The organism is Allobranchiibius sp. GilTou38 (genome assembly GCF_017565325.1).
Classification (GTDB): Bacteria; Actinomycetota; Actinomycetes; order Actinomycetales; family Dermatophilaceae; genus Allobranchiibius; species Allobranchiibius huperziae.
Genome location: NZ_JAGEKN010000006.1, coordinates 156,516 through 169,995, shown reverse-complemented (window position 1 = coordinate 169,995; position 13,480 = coordinate 156,516). Strand labels below are relative to the sequence as shown.

At 70.4% G+C, this 13,480-nt stretch carries 13 protein-coding genes, 1 tRNA gene and 1 pseudogene; 6 read left to right on the top strand and 9 right to left on the bottom strand.

The annotated features are described in order from the left end of the window. Positions 1 to 155: 155 nt before the first annotated feature. Genes JOB34_RS05940 through JOB34_RS05925 form a run of 4 tightly spaced genes read left to right on the top strand, consistent with a single transcriptional unit; the run spans position 156 to position 3,927 of the window. Positions 156 to 1,598, top strand: a complete 1,443-nt coding sequence (locus JOB34_RS05940) for an APC family permease (RefSeq protein WP_208051837.1) — start codon at positions 156 to 158, stop codon at positions 1,596 to 1,598. Between the two features lie 57 nt (positions 1,599 to 1,655). Next, complete coding sequence (locus JOB34_RS05935) at positions 1,656 to 2,585, top strand: DUF2090 domain-containing protein (RefSeq protein ID WP_208051836.1); 930 nt, start codon at positions 1,656 to 1,658, stop codon at positions 2,583 to 2,585. Beyond that, on the top strand, positions 2,582 to 3,292 hold the full coding sequence (locus tag JOB34_RS05930) for an MBL fold metallo-hydrolase (protein WP_208051835.1): 711 nt from the start codon (positions 2,582 to 2,584) through the stop codon (positions 3,290 to 3,292). Before JOB34_RS05935 ends, JOB34_RS05930 begins: the two co-directional genes overlap by 4 nt. Positions 3,293 to 3,345: 53 nt before the next feature. After that, entirely contained in the window at positions 3,346 to 3,927 is a 582-nt protein-coding gene (locus JOB34_RS05925; protein ID WP_208051834.1) for a dihydrofolate reductase family protein, read from the top strand. A gap of 374 nt (positions 3,928 to 4,301) precedes the next feature. Here JOB34_RS05925 and JOB34_RS05920 read toward each other — a convergent pair whose 3' ends face one another. Continuing rightward, a complete protein-coding gene (locus tag JOB34_RS05920) occupies positions 4,302 to 5,018 on the bottom strand; it encodes an SDR family NAD(P)-dependent oxidoreductase (protein WP_208051833.1) in 717 nt (238 codons plus the stop codon). A gap of 102 nt (positions 5,019 to 5,120) precedes the next feature. Here JOB34_RS05920 and JOB34_RS05915 point away from each other — a divergent pair, with 102 nt between their 5' ends. Further along, a complete protein-coding gene (locus tag JOB34_RS05915) occupies positions 5,121 to 5,966 on the top strand; it encodes a helix-turn-helix transcriptional regulator (RefSeq protein WP_208051832.1) in 846 nt (281 codons plus the stop codon). A gap of 88 nt (positions 5,967 to 6,054) precedes the next feature. After that, a complete protein-coding gene (locus tag JOB34_RS18060) occupies positions 6,055 to 6,735 on the top strand; it encodes an alpha-ketoglutarate-dependent dioxygenase AlkB (RefSeq protein ID WP_208051831.1) in 681 nt (226 codons plus the stop codon). A 40-nt stretch (positions 6,736 to 6,775) separates the two neighbouring features. On the opposite strand, the gene JOB34_RS05905 is transcribed toward JOB34_RS18060, so the two are convergent. The 8 genes and pseudogenes from JOB34_RS05905 to JOB34_RS05870 all read right to left on the bottom strand — a co-directional run. After that, a tRNA-Pro gene (locus tag JOB34_RS05905) sits at positions 6,776 to 6,849 on the bottom strand. Positions 6,850 to 6,942: 93 nt separating this feature from the next. Further along, positions 6,943 to 8,424, bottom strand: a complete 1,482-nt coding sequence (gene der / locus JOB34_RS05900) for a ribosome biogenesis GTPase Der (RefSeq protein ID WP_208051830.1) — start codon at positions 8,422 to 8,424, stop codon at positions 6,943 to 6,945. Between the two features lie 46 nt (positions 8,425 to 8,470). After that, positions 8,471 to 9,145 carry a lysophospholipid acyltransferase family protein gene (locus tag JOB34_RS05895; RefSeq protein ID WP_208051829.1) on the bottom strand — a complete coding sequence of 225 codons (675 nt, stop codon included), beginning with the start codon at positions 9,143 to 9,145 and terminating at the stop codon, positions 8,471 to 8,473. Then, complete coding sequence (cmk, locus tag JOB34_RS05890; protein ID WP_208051828.1) at positions 9,138 to 9,827, bottom strand: (d)CMP kinase; 690 nt, start codon at positions 9,825 to 9,827, stop codon at positions 9,138 to 9,140. The genes JOB34_RS05895 and cmk overlap by 8 nt, the downstream gene beginning before the upstream one ends. After that, the gene (locus JOB34_RS05885; protein WP_208051827.1) at positions 9,824 to 10,906 is read right to left on the bottom strand and encodes a prephenate dehydrogenase; all 1,083 of its coding nucleotides are present in this window, start codon (positions 10,904 to 10,906) and stop codon (positions 9,824 to 9,826) included. The genes cmk and JOB34_RS05885 overlap by 4 nt, the downstream gene beginning before the upstream one ends. After that, a complete protein-coding gene (locus JOB34_RS05880) occupies positions 10,903 to 11,808 on the bottom strand; it encodes a pseudouridine synthase (protein WP_208051826.1) in 906 nt (301 codons plus the stop codon). Before JOB34_RS05880 ends, JOB34_RS05885 begins: the two co-directional genes overlap by 4 nt. Positions 11,809 to 11,928: 120 nt before the next feature. Then, positions 11,929 to 12,576 carry an SMC-Scp complex subunit ScpB gene (gene scpB, locus JOB34_RS05875; RefSeq protein WP_208051825.1) on the bottom strand — a complete coding sequence of 216 codons (648 nt, stop codon included), beginning with the start codon at positions 12,574 to 12,576 and terminating at the stop codon, positions 11,929 to 11,931. Beyond that, a pseudogene (locus JOB34_RS05870) lies at positions 12,569 to 13,408 on the bottom strand (ScpA family protein); the annotation flags it as partial. The pseudogene JOB34_RS05870 and the gene scpB, both read right to left, overlap by 8 nt. Positions 13,409 to 13,480 lie beyond the last annotated feature (72 nt).

Here is a 13,480-nt window from a genome sequence, read left to right as displayed (position 1 = left end):
CACTGAGCGGGCAAGGCCGGGGTGGTCCGGGCCGACGCCAGAGCGATGCTCGGCGGCAGCCGAGCCCGTCATCTCGGTACGCGGGCACCTCCTAATGCCCGCCATCGGTTCGGATATAAGTATTGCTTTCCGAATCGATAAGGGATGTGCGGGCATTGAGCGAGCAACGAGCCGACTTTCTCCGCCGACCGCTCGGCTATTGGAGCGTCGTACTCCTCGGAGTGAACGCCGTGATCGGCGCCGGGATCTTCCTGACCCCCGGAGCCGTGATCGCCGACGCGGGCACCCTGGCGCCTCTGGCGTATGTGATCGCAGCGGTGTTCGCGCTCGTGCTGGCCCTCGTGTTCGCGACGGCGGCGCGCTACGTCCGCACCAACGGCGCGGCGTATGCGTACACGATGGTCGGCATCGGTCGCCGGTCCGCCATCTACGTCGGCGTCACCCACGCGTTCACCGCGGCCATCGCGTGGGGGACGCTCGCGTCGTTCGCGGTGACGACCTTCCTGCAGGTGGTCTTCCCGGACAAGGGATGGTCGAAGGTGACCGGCTTCCTCAGTGTGAAGACGCTCACCTTCGTGCTCTTCATCCTGCTGCTGCTGGCCATCAACTACTTCGGCAACCGGGTCATCGCGTGGGCCAATGGCATCTCGACCGTCGGCAAGGTCCTGGCCCTCGTCGTCTTCATCGTCGCCGCCGTCGTCACGGTGCTCGCGACGGGCCGCAACAACTACCACCTGGCGGGCAGCAGCAAGGTGTACGGCGGACCGAGCACCTACTCCGTCTTCGGCTTCGTCGACGTGGGCACCGGTGAGTTCGCCAGCGTCGTGCTCGCGGTCATCGCCGCGCTGTACGCCTTCACCGGTTTCGAGTCGATCGCGAACGCCGCCGAGGAGATGGAACAGCCGGATCGGACGCTGCCCCGCGCCGTACCGACGGCCATGGTGATCGTCGCGGTGGCCTATCTGCTCGCGATGACCTCGGGGATGCTCCTGGCGCCGGACAAGATCGCGAACTCCTCCGACACCGTCAAACTGGCGGCGGCGATCTCCAACGACACCGTGCACACCCTCGTGGTGGTCGGCGCGCTGGTGTCGTTGGTCGGGATCAACATCGCCTCGTCGTTCAGTTCGCCGCGGCTCTTCACGGCGCTCGCCGAGGACGGCCTGCTGCCGGCGGCGGTCGCCCGCAAGAACGGGTACGGCGTGCCGCTCCTCGCCTTCGGCATCACCGCGGTCCTAGCGATCGCCTTCCCGCTGTCGCTGGGCTACGACACCACCAACCTGACCGGGCTCGCCGTCATCGCCCGCTTCGTGCAGTTCCTCGTCGTGCCCGTCGTCGTCGTCCGGTTCGCGCGCAGCCGGAGGCAGCGGTGGGCCTCGATTCACACCGGCCGACTGCTCGGCACGGTGCTGCCGGTCGTGGCGATCGTCTTCTCCCTCTTCCTGCTGGTCTCGTTCGACTTCAAGGGTCTCCTCACGTCGTCGGGCGGTCATCCCAACGTCCTGGCGATCACGCTGCTGGCGATCGCGTTCGTCATCGCGCCGCTCGCGTCGTATCTGGTCGATGCCCGGCGCACCTCCACCCCGATTCGGGACTAGGAGACCGATGCGGGGAGCAGGATGGTCATACCCCGTCCACCGACAAGGGAGTGCACCGTGACCGTCCCCGTAACCCCGCCTCCGACCCATGACGACCCGCTCCTCATCCTGGCCATGGACCATCGCGGCTCGTTCGGGTCCAGTCTCTTCGGCGTCGAGCACGAATCGCCGACCGACGAGCAGGCGCAGGGGATGCGGCGGGCGAAGCAGATCATCTACGCCGGGCTGCGCGATGTGCGTTCGCAGGTGACGGCCGGGCGAGTCGGGGTGCTCGTCGACGAGCAGTACGGCGCGGCGGTGGTCGGTGCCGCACCGGCCGACGGCGTGGTCCTGGCGATCCCGATCGAGGCGAGCGGGCACGACTGGTTCACGCTCGAGTACGGCGACAAGTGGCTGGACCACGTCCGCGAGGTCGGCCCGGCGTACGCCAAGGTGCTCGTGCGGGACAACCCGTCGTTCGACGCCTCCGACCGTTCACGCCAGCTCGACGCGCTGGCCGAGGTCAGTGGAGCGCTCGCGGACGCGCGCGTGGCGTTCCTCTACGAGCTGCTCGTGCCCGCCACGGACGAGCAGAAGGCATCGGTCGACGGTGATGCGGACCGCTACGACCGTGACATCCGACCCGAACTCGTGACGCGGGTCATCGCCGACAACCAGCAGGCAGGTGTCGCGCCGACGCTGTGGAAGGTCGAGGGCCTGGAGACCGTCGACGCGGCCCGTGCGGTGGCCGCGCAGGCTCGCGCCGGAGGTCACGATGCCGACCTCATCGTGCTCGGCCGGGATGCGCCGCCCGAGCGGCTCGAGCACTGGCTGGACGTCGCGGCGCAGGTCGATGCGTTCGTGGGGTTCGCCATCGGGCGCAGCATCTGGGAGGACACCATCCGCGACTGGACCCGCGGCAGCGTCGACGACGCCGAGGCATCCGCGCGGATCGGCCGCACCTACCTGTCCTACGCGCAGCGGTGGGTGGGCGACATCGGGCGATGAGGATCGACGACGTACGACGGGTCTTCCTCGGCAGCTTCGTGCGGCCGCCCGAAGAGACGGGGACCGGGTCGCCGAAGATCGAAGCCGTCTACGGGTACGCGGTGCCGCACACCGACGGGCTGCTCCTGCTCGACACGGGGATCGGTGCCGCCGACGAGGAGACTGAGGCGTGGTACCGCCCGCAGCGGGTGCCGCTCCCCCAGGCGATGCGTGATGCCGGGGTCGACGTCGACGAGGTGCAGTTCGTCGTGAACTGCCACCTGCACTTCGACCACTGCGGCGGCAACCCGGGGCTGGCCGGTCTCCCCGTCTTCACCCAACGCACCGAGCTGGACACGGCGCGCGGCGGCGGCTACACGGTCGGCGAACTCATCGACCATCCCGGCGTGCGGTACGAGGTGCTCGACGGGCGCGCCGAGATCCTGCCCGGCGTGCACGTCGTCCCGACGCCGGCTCACGTCGCCGGCCATCAGTCCGTGATCGTCGAGTGCGACGACGGCTCGATCGTGCTGGCCGGCCAGTCGCACGAGACGGCGTCGTTGTGGAGCGAGGACGCGTTGGCCCGAAGCGGCGCCGACCTCGGTCATGCGCCGCCCCTGCCCGTCGCGCCCGACTGGGTCGACACCCTGCTCGCTTTCGACCCGCGCCGGGTGGTGTTCGCCCACGATGCCGCGATCTGGGTACCGGACGGGCCTCCCCGGCGCTAAGTTCCGAAGCGGCACCGACTCGCACCCGTCGACCCAGTACGAGGGAGCAGCTCATGACCGCGACCTACACCTTCGACATCTACATGAGCCTGGACGGCTACGGCTCCTACGGCCCGCCCGGCGACTGGGGAGGTTACTGGGGCAAGCAGGGCCCTGAGTTCTTGGACCGTCGCCTCGCCCTGTACGGCGAGAATCAGCGAATGGTGTTCGGAGCCAATACTTTCCAGCAGTTCATGCAGATGCTCAGCGCACCGACCGAGGAGTCGGGGATCCTCGATCCATGGGTCGCCCGGATGCGCGATCTGCCCACGACCGTCGTGTCCTCCACGCTGAAGGGACCCTTCGACTGGCCGGACGCCACCGTCCTGTCCGGGGATGCGGTCGCCTCCATCACCGAGCTCAAGAAGCGGTCGGACATCCCCCTGCGGTCGCACGGCAGCCTGTCGCTCAACAGGGCGTTGATGGCAGCCGGCCTGGTCGACTTGGTGCACGTGTCGGTCTTCCCTGTCATCACCGGTGTTACCGGCACCGATCCCATCTTCGGCGGCGCGGCCGACTTCGACCTCGAGCTGGTGCAGAGCACGACGTTCGACGGCCGCACCCAGGAGCTCATCTACCGCCCACACCTGCATTGACCCAGCGGGTGCAGGATGACCGCTGTCTCAGACGGGCGCTCCGCGCTGCGGCGCGCCGGGGCGGACCGGGGCGCGACCGTCGAGCTGGTCTACCTCGCACTGCCGCAGGACGAGCAGTTCAAGCGACTCGATCGGCGGCAGTCGGACGCGCCCCACACGACCTGGCGGATATCGCGACAGGCGCTGACCCGGTGGGCCGACGCCGACGCCTTAGAGACCCCGACGCAGGGCGAGCTGGACGGCACTGAACCCGTCGGACCCCACCGCAGGGATGCGCGACGTGGGTGGAGTGGCGCCGTCGTCGGTGGCCGCCAATCCGCGCGTGACGGTCGCGCCACCGAGATGGCAGCATGCGACTCGCTACGACCGCCACGTCACCACCGGAGTTCGCCCGCGTCCTCGTAGAAGGTGCCGGTCGGGCCGTCGGACCCCATGCTCGCCAGTTCGGCCACCACGCGCGCGCTCTCGGCGGCAGGTCGTCCGGGGTGGCTGCCCGGGTCACCCCCGCCGAGCTCGGTGGCGGTGATGCCGGGCTCCACGGCGTTGACCTTGATGCCGGGGTGCGCGCGGGCGTACTGCACGGTGAGCATCGAGACCGCGGCCTTGCTCGCGCCGTAGACGACGGAGACGAAGTGGGAGGCCGGCCGGGACGGCTCGTGCGTTGCCCAGAACGAACCCAACGCGCTGGAGACGTTCACGATCACGGGGTTCGTCGACGTCGCGAGCAGAGGGAGCGCGGCCTCGGTGACACGGACGACACCGACGGCGTTGGTGTCGAAGACCTCCAGGACGCTGGGTCCGTCGAGTGCCTCCGCCTGGCTCGCACCCGCCACACGCTTGGCGATACCGGCATTGTTGACGACCACATCGAGTCCGGTCCCCGAACCGGCGATGGTCGCCATCGCGGCTGAGACGGATTGGTCGTCGGTGACGTCGAGCTGCACGAACCGGCCGCCCACCTCCTCTGCCGCGGCGGTTCCCCGGGTCTCGTCGCGCGAGCCCAGCCAGACGGTGTGCCCCGCCTCGACGAGCAGACGAGCGGTCTCCTGGCCGAGGCCCTTGTTGGCCCCGGTGATCAATGTGGTGGTCATGCGCCCATGCTTGCCTGCGACGAGTGCGCCAGGCAGTCGTCCGGTCTTCGTAGGACTGACAGGGCCAGGACACCCGTACGCCGATGGGTCACCATGGGGAACGTGCAGCAGTCGCAGTTCGGCCGTGCGGTGCGAGGATGGCGCGAGCGGGTCGGTCCCGAGGACGTCGGCCTGCGACGGGGTGGTCACCGACGGGCGGCGGGCCTGCGTCGCGAGGAGTTGGCCGGGCTCGCCGGCATCTCGGTCGACTACCTCACCCGTCTGGAACAGGGTCGAGCCACCTCGCCGTCCCCGCAGGTCGTCGATGCGCTCGCCCGCAGCCTACGGCTGGCCGACGCCGAGCGGGAGCTGCTCTTCCACCTCACGGGGCTCTCCGCGCCGGGCCCGGGCCTCGTTCCGACCCGCATCACCGCCAGCGTGCAACGCCTCCTGGACCGGCTCGAGGGCGTGCCGCTGGTCGTGTACGACGCAGCATGGAACCTGCTGGTCGCCAATGCGGCGTACGACGCCCTGATGGGTGAGACCTCCGTCCTGCGCGGCGACGAACGCAACGGGGTGTGGCGCAACGTCATGGGCAGCGCATCGCGCACCGTGCAGACGGCCGTGCAGCACGAGGCACAGGTCGCGCGGTTGGTCGCCGATCTACGGATGACGGCGACGCGATACCCGGCCGACGCCGGGGTACGACGGCTCGTCAGTCGGCTGCGTGCCGCCAGCCCCCGGTTCGTCGAGCTGTGGGATGCCGCCCCCGCGCCCGCACCCCCGGCACAGTCGCGCGACAAGGTCATCGAGCACCCCGCCGTCGGCCGCATCGCGCTCACGTGCGACACCCTCGTCGTCGCAGGCGACGACCTACGGGTGATGGTCTACACGGCCGAGCCCGGCACACAGGACGCCGAGTTGCTCCAGCTCGCGATCGTGCTGGGCACCCAGGCCCTGGTCGAGTAGCAGCTCATGCGGGCATCCATCGAACTCTCCTGTCGGTGGTGGGGACCATCATCAGGACAGGTGGACCGCCCCGGTGAAGGAGCATGACGTGGCCGACGACGCGCTGTTCGATCTCCCGACGCCCCCGGGTGCCGACGTGGACGTGACCACCGACCTGCAACTCACCGGCGGCCTTCGGGTGGCCGTCGACCACACCTTCGCCACTGTCGAACGCATCCAGCTCGACGACACATCCTGGGTCGACCACGTGCACGGCTGGCTCGTGGGCGATCAGGCCCTGATGGACATGCTGATGGCCGAAGCCGACTGGGAGCAGCGCTCGCGGTGGATGTACACACGTGAGGTCACCGAGCCCCGCCTCACGGCCGAGTACCCGGTCATCGCCCAGGCACCGCATCCGGTGCTGCACTACCTCGCGGCGGCACTGACCGTCCACTACGGGCGGTCGTTCACGCGCTTGTGGATGAACTGGTACCGCGACCACAACGACGGCACCGGCTGGCATGCCGACCGGCCTGCCGATCAGCAGGCCGAAGCCGTGATCCCGGTCCTCAGCCTGGGCGCGAGTCGCCGGTTCCTCATCCGACCGGAGGACGGCGGGAAGTCGAGGACCATCCTCACCCACGGTGGCGATCTGGTCGTGATGGGCGGACGCACGCAGCGGGACTACCGGCACAGCGTCCCCCGGCAGAAGCCGGCCGCCGGACCCCGGCTGAGCCTCAATTTCTCCATCGACCCGCCCCGCCACTCCCCACGCGACATGACGTGACAACGGCTCTGGCCCGCGCGAGCAGGCCAGAGCCGATCTGTCGGGATGACAGGATTTGAACCTGCGACCCCTTGACCCCCAGTCAAGTGCGCTACCAAGCTGCGCCACATCCCGTTGTGAAATTGTCGAACCGTTGCCCCGGAGGGCGAGCGAAACGATATCCCACCGGCCTCGCTGCGGCCCAATCGACCGCAGCGGGAGCCAGGTTCAGCGCTTGCGCTTCTCCCGCACCCGCACCGACAGCTCGATCGGGGTGCCCTCGAAGCCGAACTCCTCGCGCAGGCGTCGTTCGAGGAAGCGTCGGTAGCCGGCCTCGATGAAGCCGCTGGCGAAGACCACGAACCGCGGCGGACGCGTGGATGCCTGCGTCGCGAAGAGGATTCGCGGCTGCTTGCCGCTGCGGACCGGGTGCGGATGGCTCGAGGCCACCTCGCCGAGGAAGGCGTTGAGGCGGCCGGTCGGCACGCGGTAGTCCCAGGACGCCAAAGCGGTCTCCAGGGCGGGGACCAGCCGGTCGGTGTGCCGGCCGGTCATCGCCGAGATGTTGACCCGCGGCGCCCAGGTGATCTGCACTAGCTCGCGCTCGATCTCGCGCTCCAGGTAGTAGCGGCGCTCCTCGTCCAGCAGGTCCCACTTGTTGTACGCGACGACCAACGCGCGGCCGGCGTCGACGATCTGCTGCACGACGCGGATGTCCTGCTCGGCGATGGACTCCTCGGCGTCGATCAGGACGACCGCCACCTCGGCCTTCTCGATGGCCGTCTGAGTGCGCAGCGAGGAGTAGAAGTCGGCCCCGCGGGTCTGGTGCACCCGCCGGCGGATGCCCGCGGTGTCTACGAATCGCCATACCTTGCCGCCGAGTTCGATCATCTCGTCGACGGGATCGCGCGTCGTGCCCGCGACGTCATCGACGACGACGCGCTCCTCCCCCGCGAGCTTGTTGAGCAGCGAGGACTTGCCCACGTTCGGTCGGCCGACGAGCGCGATGCGCCGAGGCCCGCCGCGCGGGTAGGCGCCGTTGACGTTGCTCTCGTCCGGCAGTACCGCGAGGACGGCATCCAGAGCGTCACCGGTGCCGCGGCCGTGCATCGCCGAGACGGGGTAGGGCTGACCCAGCCCGAGCGACCACAGCATCGCCGCGTCCGCCTCGGTGCGGTTGTCGTCGACCTTGTTGGCGATGAGGACGACCGGCTTGCCCGACTTGCGCAGCAGCTTCACCACGGCCTCGTCGGTGTCGGTGGCGCCCACGGTCGCGTCGACCACGAAGAGCACCGCGTCGGCGAGCTCCACGGCCACCTCGGCCTGCTCGGCGACCCGCAGGTGGATACCGGTGGCGTCGACCTCCCAGCCGCCGGTGTCGACGAGGGTGAAGTCACGACCGGTCCACTCCGCGTCGTACGCGACCCGGTCCCGGGTCACCCCGGGGACGTCCTCGACGACGGCCTCACGGCGCCCCAGGATCCGGTTGACCAGCGTGGACTTGCCGACGTTGGGACGCCCGACGACGGCGACCACCGGACGCGCCTCAGCGGCCTCGTCACCGTCGCGTCCGGCCCCTGCTCCACTGAGCAGCGCACGGTCCTCGTCGCTGAGGTCGAAATCGTCCAACCCGACACGCAGCGCACGCTCCACCGACGTGTCGTCGTCGGGGAGGTCGCTGTCGGGCAGGGCACGTGCGTCGTCGGTCATGGACACCATTGTCTCAGCCGGAAAGGGATGCCCGGCGCACACGTGATCAGGCGGCGTCCCGCTCCCCCACCGGCAGGGTCATCCCCGTCTCGGCCAGCGACTCCAGCACATGGGTCGCGAGCCGCTCGCGGATCAGCGCGGTGGCGAGCCGCAGTCGTTCGCGGCCGGTGACGTCCGGATCTGTCTCGACATGGAACGGCTCCCCGAAGACCACCCGCACCCGGGCCCGCGGCAGCGGCCAGGAGTCCTTCGTGCCTCCCGCACGCCAGGTGCCGAGGGTCGCCACCGGTATGACGGGTGCTCCCGACTGCAGCGCCAGCCATGCCGCGCCCTGCTGCGCGTCGCGCACGGACCCCGAGCCGCGGGTGCCCTCGGGGAAGACCCCGAGCGCGCCGCCCTGGCCGAGCAGATCCTTCGCGGCGGCCAGCGCCACCCGGTCACCGGTGTTCTGCCGGATCGGGATCTGACCGGTGCGGCTCAGCACCGCTCCCCACGCGGAGGTGAAGTAGGTGTGCTTGACCAGGAACCGCACGGTCCGGGGCGACAGGCAGAAGATGACCGGTCCGTCCAGGAAGCCGGTGTGGTTGGAGACCACGATCACCGAACCGGTCCGGGGCATCCGCCCCGCATGCACGGCGCTCGCGCTGTAGACGACCCGCACCAGCGCGGCGCCGAAGAGGCGGCCGGCGTTCGCCAGGGGCGCTGCCCGTAGCTCAGTCACGGCCCCGTCCTTCATCCACGACGGCCAGCACCGCCTTGACCGAGCCGTCGAAGTCCAGGTGCGAGGTGTCGACGGTCACGACGCCGTCCGCGGCCGTCATGAACGAGGCCACCGCCGAGTCCCGCTGATCGCGATCGACCACCTGGGCCCTCGTCGCTGCCGCGGTCGAGGCCAGCTCGCCCGCGCGCCGCGCGATCCGGGCCTCCTCGCTCGCGGTCATCAGGATCCGCACCGTGGCGTCCGGCGCCACGACGGTCGTGATGTCACGCCCCTCGGCGACCACGCCGCCGGTCTCAGCCGCCACTCGCGCCATCAGCTCGCGCTGCCGCCGGATCAGCTGCTCGCGCACGCCCAGGTTGGTGGCGACGTCGGAGACGGCGGACGACACGGACGGCGTACGGATCGCGGCCGCGATATCGAGGTCGCCCACCTGCACGGTCGGCGCGGCAGGATCGGTGCCCATCGCGAGCGGGAACGTCTGCGCCTCACGCGCGACCGCCGACCGGTCGTGCAGGTCGATGCCACGATCCACACACCACCAGGTCAGCGCCCGGTACATCGCCCCCGTGTCCAGGTAACCGATCCCCAGAGCCGTGGCGACCGCCTTGGAGACGCTCGACTTGCCCGTCCCGGACGGGCCGTCGATCGCGACGATCAGCAGACCGTCTTCAGCCAAGCTCATTCGTGGACCTTCCAGCCTCTGTTTCCCAGCTGCGTCATCAACCGATCCACGGCCGACGGCAGCACCGACAGTTCCGCGATGCCGAGCGGGGCGCCCACACCGTGTTCGAGGCGCAGGTCCTCCAGGTTGACGCCCGCGTCCCCCACGTCCTGGAACAGCCGGCCGAGCGCGCCCGGCTCGTCCGGCACGAGGACGACGACGGTGGCGTACGCCGTCGGCGCGGCACCGTGCTTGCCCGGGATCCGGGCGTGCCCCAGCTGGCCGTCCCCGATGGCCCGGGCGACCACGCCGCGCGCGCCGTCGCCGTCCTGCGCGGCGATCGACGCCAAGGCGCCGGCGACCGCGTCGAGATCCTGCGCGACATCGCGCAGGACGGGTGCGAGCACCTCGGCGTTGCCAGCGAGAATCTGGGTCCAGAGCAGCGGGTCACTCGCGGCAATCCGTGTGACGTCGCGAATTCCCTGCCCTGCCAGCGCGACTGCCTCGTCCGGCAGCTCGCGCAGGCGGCCGGCGACCAGGCTCGCCGCGACCTGCGGCAGGTGCGAGACGTACGCGACGGCCCGGTCGTGAGCGTCCGCGCCCATCGTCACGACCGCGGCCCCGGTCGACCGGGCGAGTTCGCTCACCCGGTCCGCCGCCCCGGCCTCGCTGCCCTCGTGGGGGCACACCACCCAGGTGCGGCCCTCGAAGAGATCGGCCTGCGCGGCGACCGCGCCGGAGCGCTCGCGCCCCGCCATCGGATGTGAGCCGACGTAGCGGCCCAGGTCGGACGCGGCGGCCGACGCGCGCACCTGCGACAGCACTGTCGACTTCACCGACGCGACGTCGGTCACGATGGCGCGCGGCCACCGGACGAGTGCGTCGAGGACGACGGTTGCCGCGACGTCCGGCGGCGCCGCCACCACGACGACGGCGGGGTCACCGGGCTCGCGCGCCGCGCCGGCGCCGAGATCGGCGGCCAACGCGACCGCCGTCGGCGACGGGTCGTACAGGGTCACCTCGACCCCCTCGCGTGACAACGCGAGGCCGAGCGACGTCCCGATCAGCCCCGCGCCCACGACGTGGACGGGCGAGCTCACAACCCGGCTGCCTTGTAGAGCCCGGCGATCTCCCGGCTCGAGAGAGGACGCAGCTTGCCCGGGCGCAGCTCGCCGAGCTGCACCGGACCGACGTCGGTGCGCACCAGGGACTCGACCGGGTGCCCGGCCTCCTCCAGCAGGCGGCGCACGATGTGGTTGCGACCCTCGTGCAGCACGACCTCGACCATCGCCCAGCCCGGCCGGGAGTCCACTACCCGGAAGGAGTCGACCTTGACCATGCCGTCCTCCAGCTCCACGCCCTCGCGCAGCTGGCGGCCGAGCGCGCGCGGCACGGGGCCGGGCACGACCGCGACGTAGGTCTTCGTCACGCCGTACGACGGGTGCTGCAGTCGGTTGGCGAGCTCACCGTCGTTGGTCAGCAGCAGCAGCCCCTCGGTGTCGACGTCGAGGCGCCCGACGTGGAAGAGCCGCTCCTTGCGCCCCTCGAGATACTCCCCGACCGAGGGTCGACCGAGCTCGTCGTTCATCGTGGAGATGACGCCGGTGGGCTTGTTGAACGCCAGGTAGACCTTGCTGGAGTCCAGCTGCACCCGCTCGCCGTCCACGTGGATGATCTGGCGGTCCGGGTCGACCCGGATGCCGAGCTCGGTGACCCGGTGTCCGTCGACCTCGACCCGGCCGGCGGCGATCAGCTCCTCGCAGACCCGGCGGCTGCCGACGCCCGCGGTGGCCAGCACCTTCTGCAGGCGTTCACCGCTCGGAACATGTTGATCGACGGGGGTCTTGGGCTTCTCGCGCGGCGGCGTGACCTGCCGGGCGGGTCGCTTGGCGGTGCGGCCCGGCGAGGGACGGCCCTTGCGATGCGACGATCCTCCGCCCTTGCCGGCCCCCTTTCCGCTGCCCTTGCCGGCATCGGAGGAGGAACTTCGTGGGGTGCTCATGCGGGGTCCTCACGAAGTATTCGGCGGAGCGCAGCGGGGGAGAAACTTCGTGGGGTACTCATACGGGGTCCTTGCGAAGTATTCGGCGGAGCGCAGCGGGGGAGAAACTTCGTGGGGTACTCATGCATGTCCTTCTTGGATCAGTTCTTCGATGACGTCGGCGTCGGGGAGGTACGGCGCGAGCGCAGGCAACTCCTCCAGGGAGGTGAGACCTAGGCGCTGCAGGAAGTAGGGCGTGGTGCCGTAGAGACCCGCACCGCCCTCCTCCGACTCGCCGATCTGGGCGATGAGCCCGCGGGTGAGCAGGGTGCGCACGACTCCGTCGACGTTGACCCCGCGTACGGCGCTGACGCGCGAACGGGAGATCGGCTGACGATAGGCGATGACGGCCAGGGTCTCCAATGACGCCTGCGTGAGCTTGGCCTGCTGGCCGCCCAAGAGGAAGCGCTCGACCACCGGCGCGTAGTCGGCGCGGCTGTAGACGCGCCAGCCGCCGTTGATGCAGCGGAGGGTGAGACCCCGGCTCTGCGCGGCGTACCCGGACTCCAACCGCTCCAGCACCTCGCGGATCTCCTCCACGGGGAGATGCAGTCCGTCGGCCAGCTCGTCCTCGGTCAGCGGCTGGTCCACGACCATCAGCACCGCCTCGACGGCGCCGGCGACCCCGCCCGGCAGCTCGCCCAGGTCCAGTTCCAGCTGCGCCTCGGCGTCCGGGACGTCGGGCTCCTGGATGTCGGGTGTGGCCATCTCGGGCTCCTGCTCACTCATCGTGCTCGTCGCCCTCTCCGGCCGGTTCGTCGAATTCGTCACTCACGTCCACCTCGCCGGTGCCCGTCCAACGCACCCGCAGCACACCCAGCGACTCGGGCTGGTCGAACGCGACGGCCGCTTCCTTGAACAGCTCCAGCAGGGCCAGGAACCGCGCCACGATCACGAGGGTCGAGTCCGCGTCGGCGACCAGTTCCGCAAACCCGAGCGTATGCCGTTCGCGCAGCATGGCCGACACGATGACCGCCTGCTCGCGCACGTTGACGGTGGGCGCGTGCAGGTGGGTGAGGCCGACGGTGGGCTCCGGACGCGGCGTCATCGCACGCGCCGCGATACGTGCCAGCTGCTCGGGGCCCACGCCCATCACCAGCTCCGGCAGCAGCGCGGCGAACCGCTCCTCCAGACCCGCCTGCCGCGCGGTGATCCGCCCGGCGGTGGCCATCCGGTCGGCGAAGAACGCCGCGACATCCTTGAACGCGCGGTACTGCAGCAACCGTGCGAAGAGCAGGTCGCGTGCCTCGATCAGCGCGAGGTCCTCCTCGTCCTCGGCCGTGCCGCCGGGCAGCAGCCGCGAGGCCTTGAGGTCCAGCAGGGTCGCCGCGATGAGCAGGAACTCCGAGGCCTGGTCCAGATCCCACTCGGCCGCGCCGTCCTCGCGCACGGCCCGGATGTGGGCCACGAACTCGTCGGTGACCTGGGCCAGCGCGATCTCGGTGACGTCCAGCTGGTGCTTGGAGATCAGCCCCAGCAAGAGGTCGAACGGGCCTGAGAACACGTCGAGGTGCACCTCGAACGGTGTGCTCGCGGTCCGCCGGGTGAGGACCCCGCCCGGGGCCTGCGGCTGCCCGTTCCGCTCGGGAGCGACGGACCGAGGGGGCTCAGGAGGCGCAACGGGCCCAGTGGG